A 5,249-nucleotide genomic window follows, 5' to 3' on the forward strand; every position below is an offset into this window, starting at 1 on the left:
ACCGCCACGGCGGCTCTTCGCGAACTCCGCGCGGCGCGTCCCCGCGCGGTGGTGTTCGCCGCCCCGGTGGCCGCTCCCGGTGCGGCTTCGCGGCTGCTGGAAGAGGCCGACGACGTCGTCTGCGTCGCCGAACCGCCAGGCTTTCGCGCGGTCGGTCAGTGGTATGCGGATTTCCATCAGATCGGGGACGAAGACGTGCTCGACCTGCTCGAACGGTGACGCACTGCTCCCTCTGGGGTAGGGCAGATTGACCGAGTGGGTGACGGGGTATCACCCGGCAGGGGCTCCGAAGGATGGGCAGGGCGCGATGATCGAACGGGACGAGCTCGGCGCGGCGGCGCGCGGGCTGCGGCAGTACCTGCTGGCCGTCGCGGCCAAGCTGGACGTGCCGGCCTGGTTCTGCGAGGTGGCCGTGCCCGCCGGCGGCTACCTGGCCCTCGACCAGCGTCTCGACCGCTTCCCGGACCACGAGGCGGCGCTGCTGTGGGACGAGCGCGACGGCTGGTCGGCGGCGGTCGAATCGGCGACGGGCGACGAGGTCATCGCGCTCGCCTACCTCGGTGAAGACGTGCTGCCGTCGCCGGACGAGGTCGTGGCGTTCGTGAAGGAGCTGTACGGCGAGGGTTACCCGGGCCGGCCCGACCCGCCGGGCTTCCGGACCCCGGGTGCCCGGGACGGTTTCGACGACCGGCTGGCCGCCTACGCCGCCGACCCGGTCGGCCAGGCCTGAGTCAGCGGGGCGGGAGGACGCAGAACTCGTTGCCCTCCGGGTCCGCCAGCACGATCCACGGGTCGTCGGGCGGGTCGTCGAGGACCTTCGCTCCCAGCAGCACCAGGCGTTCCACCTCCGCGCGCTGGTCCAGCTCCTCCGGCGCCAGGTCCAGGTGCAGCCGGTTCTTGCCGGACTTCTCCTCCGGTACCGGCTGGAAGAGCAGCGCCGGCCCGTCGCCGAAGTCCAGCTGGCGGTAGGTCAGGCCGTGCGAGTCGGTCCACGTGCGGATTTCGCCGTGCCCGACGGCCTTCGCCCAGAACTCGGCGAGCAGGTCGGGCTGATGGCAGTCGACTGCCACGGCGAGGAGCCGGGTCACGACACGATCCGGTTGATCGTCGCGGCGACCAGCCCGGGTTCGGCGACCGTCACCGTCAGGCCAGGGTGACGGAGCTTGCCCCACGGGTCGATACCGGCCACGGGCTCCCGGAAGCGCAGGCACACGCCGCCGCGCGTGGTGGTGCCGAACGTCAGGCCGCGGTCGGCCAGTGACAGCCGGACGCCGAGCGCGCGCAGGGGGTGGAACGGGCCGGTCGCCTCGGCGCCGGCCAGGTTGGCCAGCGGCGTCTCGACCAGCCACGGCCCGAACCGGACGCGCAGGCCCGCGGTGTCCAGCTCCAGGCCGCTGCGCGGGCCCAAGAGGCGGCGCAGCCAGGGGAACGGGACGGCGAAGTCCGCGTGGAGGCGGTGGTGCACGACGACGGCGGGCGTACCCGCCGCCGTCACTTCGCCGGTTGTCATGCGCCGCCACCGATCGGCGGGACGTCGGTGTCGTCGTCGGGGGCGTTTTCGGGGTCGCGCCACTCCTCGGCGCGAGCCGGGCCGTTGCCCTGCAGCGTCCCGCGCAGCTCCGCCTTCAGCTCGTCGTCCTCGCGCGGCGAATGCTGGTCGCTTTCGCGGTGCATGGGAACCTCCTTCACGCGGTGTGCTTCCGGTTGCCGGCGCGGGCGGCGAAGATGCCGAGCACCAGCGCGGCGAGCGCGGTGAGCCCGTGCAGCACGTTGCCCGCCCAGTTCAGGTTGATCGGGTCCTCGGGGGTGCTGAACGCGGTGGCCAGGACGCCGTACGCGGTCATGCCGGCGAAGCCCACGAACAGGACCCAGCAGTAGATGAGCGAACCGGCGCTCCGGGTCGCGGCCAGCAGCCCGAGCGCGCCGACGACCGTGTGGACCAGGTTGAGCAGCGGGGTCACGCTGAAGATCCACACCGCGCGGGTCGTTTCGTGCCCGACCGCCGCCGTTTCCGGGGTGAAGAACCCGGCGACCCCGAGCACCAGGTAGAGCAGCCCGATCACGGCGACGACCGGACGAAGCCAGGACGCCCCCGCCCGGGAGCGGGTTTCGGCGGACGACATGGGCCTCTCCTTCCCTCCTCGCCCGGATACCCGGCGGGAGGGGTGGGAAACGGAGGAGTGGAACGGGCCGGACGGCGGGCTGAGGAAGCCGCCGTCCGGCCCGCGGCCGGGACCCGCGCCGGTCCCTGCAGCCAGGACGCGGGCCCCTGGTCTCAGGGGGTGCGCCAGTCGTGCTCGCGGTAGGCGGTGCCGTGCTGGGCGCCCATCAGCAGCAGCCCGCCGTCGACGACCAGCGAGGAGCCGGTGATGTACCCGGCCGCCGGGGTGGCGAGGAACGCGACCGCGGCGGCCACTTCGGCGGCGTGCCCGGTGCGGCCGAGCGGGATGCCGGGCCGGTCCTGCTCCCGCGGGTCGGCGTCGGCCTGCCCGGTCATCGGCGTCGAGATCTCGCCGGGCGCCACCGAGTTCACGGTGATGCCGTGCTCGGCCAGTTCCAGCGCGAGGACCTGGGTCAGCGCGCCCGCCCCGGCCTTGGCGGCGCAGTAGGGCGCGGCGCCGACGCGGGGCACGTGCTCGTGGACGCTGGTGATGGTGACGATCCGGCCGCCGCGCCCGGCGTCGATCATGTGCCGCGCCGCGCGCTGCGAAACGAGGAACACCCCGTCCAGGTCGACGTCGAGGACCTCCCGCCACTTCTCGTAGCCGAGGTCCATGACGCGCTGGCTGCTGCCGGTGCCGGAGCAGTTGACGAGCACGTCGATCCCGCCGAGGTCGTCCGCGAACTCGTCTACGACGTCGGCGGCGCCGGGCAGCTCGGTCAGGTCGAGCCGCCGCACGTGCGCGTCGACGCCGTGGGTGCGGGCCTCGGCGGCGGTCTTCTCGGCGCCCTCGGCGTCGGAGTGGTACGTGATGCCGACGTCGAGGCCGCCACCGGCGAGAGCGACCGCGACCGCGCGGCCGATCCCGGAGTCCGCCCCGGTCACGACGGCGCGTCGCGGCGAAGCGGCTTCGGCGGGCAAGGGCGCCGGAGTGGGCACGGGAGTCTCCTTTCGGTGCGTATCCAGGCGGCTACCACGTTGTTCGTGGACTAAACACGCCGCCACGCGGGTATGCCGCCCCGATGAGACTGGCCGTGCTCGACATCGGGTCGAATTCCGCTCAGCTGCAGGTCGTGGACGTGTCCGCCGGAGCGCCGCCGCTGCCGGCGCACGCGGTGAAGGAACCGACGCTGCTCGCCGAAGAGCTGCTGCCGGACGGCATGCTGAGCGAAACCGGCATCGAGCGGGTGGCGGCCGCCGTAACCCGGGCCGTCGACGCGGCGGTGCGGCTCGGCGTCGACCACCTGTACCCCTTCGTCACCGCGGCCGTGCGCGACGCGGTGAACCGCGACGACGTCATCGACCGCATCCAGGCGAGTTCCGGGATCCGGCCGCAGTTCCTCTCCGGCGAAGAAGAAGCGCGGCTGACGTACTTCGCCGCGCGCCGCTGGTACGGCTGGTCGGCCGGGCGGCTCCTGCTGGCCGACATCGGCGGCGGCTCGATGGAGCTGGTGCTCGGCCGGGACGTCGAGCCCGAGCTGGCGGTCTCGCTCCCGCTGGGCGCGGGCCGGCTCACCCGCGAGCACCTGACGGCCGACCCGCCGACGCGCAAGCAGCTGAAAGCTCTGCGCCGGCACGTCCGTGACACGCTGTCGGAGGTCCTCGACCGGCTGCGCTGGGAAGGCCCGCCGCGCCGGGTGGTGGCGACGTCGAAGACGTTCAAGCAGCTGGCTCGCCTCACCGGCGCCCCGCCCCAGCGCAAGGGCCCGTTCGTCACCCGCGAGCTGGTGGTCGCGGACCTGCGCGCGCGGATCCCGCGGCTGGCCGCCATTCCCGCCGCCGAGCGGGTGGCCCTGCGCGGCATCTCCCGTTCACGCGCCCGGCAGGTGGTGGCCGGCGCGGTGGCCGCGGAAGTCGCGTTGTCGGCGTTGGACGTCCCGCGCGTCGAGGTCTGCCCGTGGGCCTTGCGGGAGGGAATCCTGCTGCGCCACCTGGAACGGGTGGCGGACACACCGGCGCTGCCGCTGCAGCCGTTGACCCGCCACCCGGACGCCACCGTCCGCCACCTCCGCCCGGCCGGGGACTGACCGCCGTCGAGAAAAACAGGGGGGACCGATGACCGAGGAACGGCTGCGCCCGCCGCAGCAGCAGGAACCGCCCGGGCTGACCGGAGACATGGATCCGCGGCCGCGGGACACGATGGACGGCTACGAGGGCCGCGGCCTGCTCGCGGGCAAGAAGGCCCTCATCACCGGCGGCGACTCCGGGATCGGGCGCGCGGTCGCGATCGCCTTCGCCAAGGAGGGCGCCGACGTCGCCATCGCCTACCTCAGCGAACACGTCGACGCCGAGTACACCGCCGAGCGGATCCGCGCCGAGGGGCGGGAATGCCTGCTGCTGCCCGGGGACCTCGGCGGGGCGCGGCACTGCCGCGACGTCGTCGACCGGACGGTCCGGGAGCTGCACGGTCTCGACATCCTGGTGAACAACGCCGCCACGCAGTGGCCGGTCGACAAGCCCGAAGACCTGACCGACGAGCAGTGGCTGCGGACCTTCGACGTCAACATGCACAGCTACTTCCGCGTCACCTCGGCCGCGCTGCCGCACCTCGGCGAAGGCGCGGTGATCATCAACACCGGTTCGGTGAACGGCCTGCGCGGCAACAAGTCCCTCATCGACTACTCGGCGACCAAGGGCGCGATCCACGCGTGGACGATGGCGATGGCCCAGGCGCTGGCCGGCCGCGGGATCCGGATCAACTGCGTCGCACCGGGTCCGGTGTGGACACCGCTGATCCCGGCGACGTTCCCGCCGGAGAAGGTCGAGAAGTTCGGGCTGCAGGTGCCCTTCGAACGCGCCGCGCACCCCGACGACCTCGCGCCCTCCTACGTCTTCCTGGCGTCGAACCGGCTTTCGTCGTACTACAGCGGGGAAGTCATCGCGGCGCTCGGCGGGGAGACGACGCCGGGCTGAGCCAGCGCCGTCACCGCGCGGCAGACGTCCGCCGGGTCGATCGTCTCCAGGCAGGGGTGGCCGGGCACGGGGCAGACCCGCGCCCGGCTGTCCCGGCACGGCGCGTGCTGGTCGCCGAGCACCACCGCCGGCACCCCGTAGGGCGCCCACCGCGCGGACGGCACCACCGGCGCGA

At 73.5% G+C, this 5,249-nt stretch carries 8 protein-coding genes and 2 pseudogenes; 4 read left to right on the forward strand and 6 right to left on the reverse strand.

Annotated elements, in window-relative coordinates:
* Together G3I65_RS48430 and G3I65_RS48435 are read left to right on the forward strand one after the other, a co-directional pair.
* A pseudogene (locus G3I65_RS48430) lies at window positions 1–219 on the forward strand (phosphoribosyltransferase); the annotation flags it as partial.
* A gap of 88 nt (window positions 220–307) precedes the next feature.
* The gene (locus G3I65_RS48435; RefSeq protein ID WP_160702281.1) at window positions 308–730 is read left to right on the forward strand and encodes a DUF6292 family protein; all 423 of its coding nucleotides are present in this window, start codon (window positions 308–310) and stop codon (window positions 728–730) included.
* A 1-nt stretch (window position 731) separates the two neighbouring features.
* Here the strand turns inward: G3I65_RS48435 and G3I65_RS48440 are convergent, their stop codons facing one another.
* From G3I65_RS48440 to G3I65_RS48455, 5 genes are all read right to left on the reverse strand, one after another.
* Window positions 732–1,088 (reverse strand): VOC family protein, encoded by a 357-nt coding sequence (locus tag G3I65_RS48440; RefSeq protein WP_160702283.1) that lies wholly within the window; start codon window positions 1,086–1,088, stop codon window positions 732–734.
* Complete coding sequence (locus G3I65_RS48445) at window positions 1,085–1,510, reverse strand: hypothetical protein (protein ID WP_160702285.1); 426 nt, start codon at window positions 1,508–1,510, stop codon at window positions 1,085–1,087. The genes G3I65_RS48440 and G3I65_RS48445 overlap by 4 nt, the downstream gene beginning before the upstream one ends.
* Window positions 1,507–1,674 (reverse strand): hypothetical protein, encoded by a 168-nt coding sequence (locus G3I65_RS56760; RefSeq protein WP_166641521.1) that lies wholly within the window; start codon window positions 1,672–1,674, stop codon window positions 1,507–1,509. The genes G3I65_RS48445 and G3I65_RS56760 overlap by 4 nt, the downstream gene beginning before the upstream one ends.
* An 11-nt stretch (window positions 1,675–1,685) precedes the next feature.
* Window positions 1,686–2,123 (reverse strand): DUF4383 domain-containing protein, encoded by a 438-nt coding sequence (locus G3I65_RS48450; protein WP_160702287.1) that lies wholly within the window; start codon window positions 2,121–2,123, stop codon window positions 1,686–1,688.
* Window positions 2,124–2,275: 152 nt separating this feature from the next.
* Window positions 2,276–3,100 (reverse strand): SDR family oxidoreductase, encoded by an 825-nt coding sequence (locus G3I65_RS48455; RefSeq protein WP_160702289.1) that lies wholly within the window; start codon window positions 3,098–3,100, stop codon window positions 2,276–2,278.
* 83 nt (window positions 3,101–3,183) lie between these two features.
* On the opposite strand from G3I65_RS48455, the gene G3I65_RS48460 reads away from it, so the two are divergent.
* Window positions 3,184–4,188 carry a hypothetical protein gene (locus G3I65_RS48460; protein WP_160702291.1) on the forward strand — a complete coding sequence of 335 codons (1,005 nt, stop codon included), beginning with the start codon at window positions 3,184–3,186 and terminating at the stop codon, window positions 4,186–4,188.
* Between the two features lie 28 nt (window positions 4,189–4,216).
* The gene (locus tag G3I65_RS48465; RefSeq protein ID WP_160702293.1) at window positions 4,217–5,074 is read left to right on the forward strand and encodes an SDR family oxidoreductase; all 858 of its coding nucleotides are present in this window, start codon (window positions 4,217–4,219) and stop codon (window positions 5,072–5,074) included.
* On the opposite strand, the pseudogene G3I65_RS48470 reads toward G3I65_RS48465, so the two are convergent.
* Window positions 5,023–5,249, reverse strand: a pseudogene (locus G3I65_RS48470) (glycosyltransferase family 9 protein); the annotation flags it as partial. The gene G3I65_RS48465 and the pseudogene G3I65_RS48470 overlap by 52 nt on opposite strands.

This window comes from Amycolatopsis sp. SID8362 (genome assembly GCF_010550475.1).
GTDB lineage: Bacteria > Actinomycetota > Actinomycetes > Mycobacteriales > Pseudonocardiaceae > Amycolatopsis > Amycolatopsis eburnea.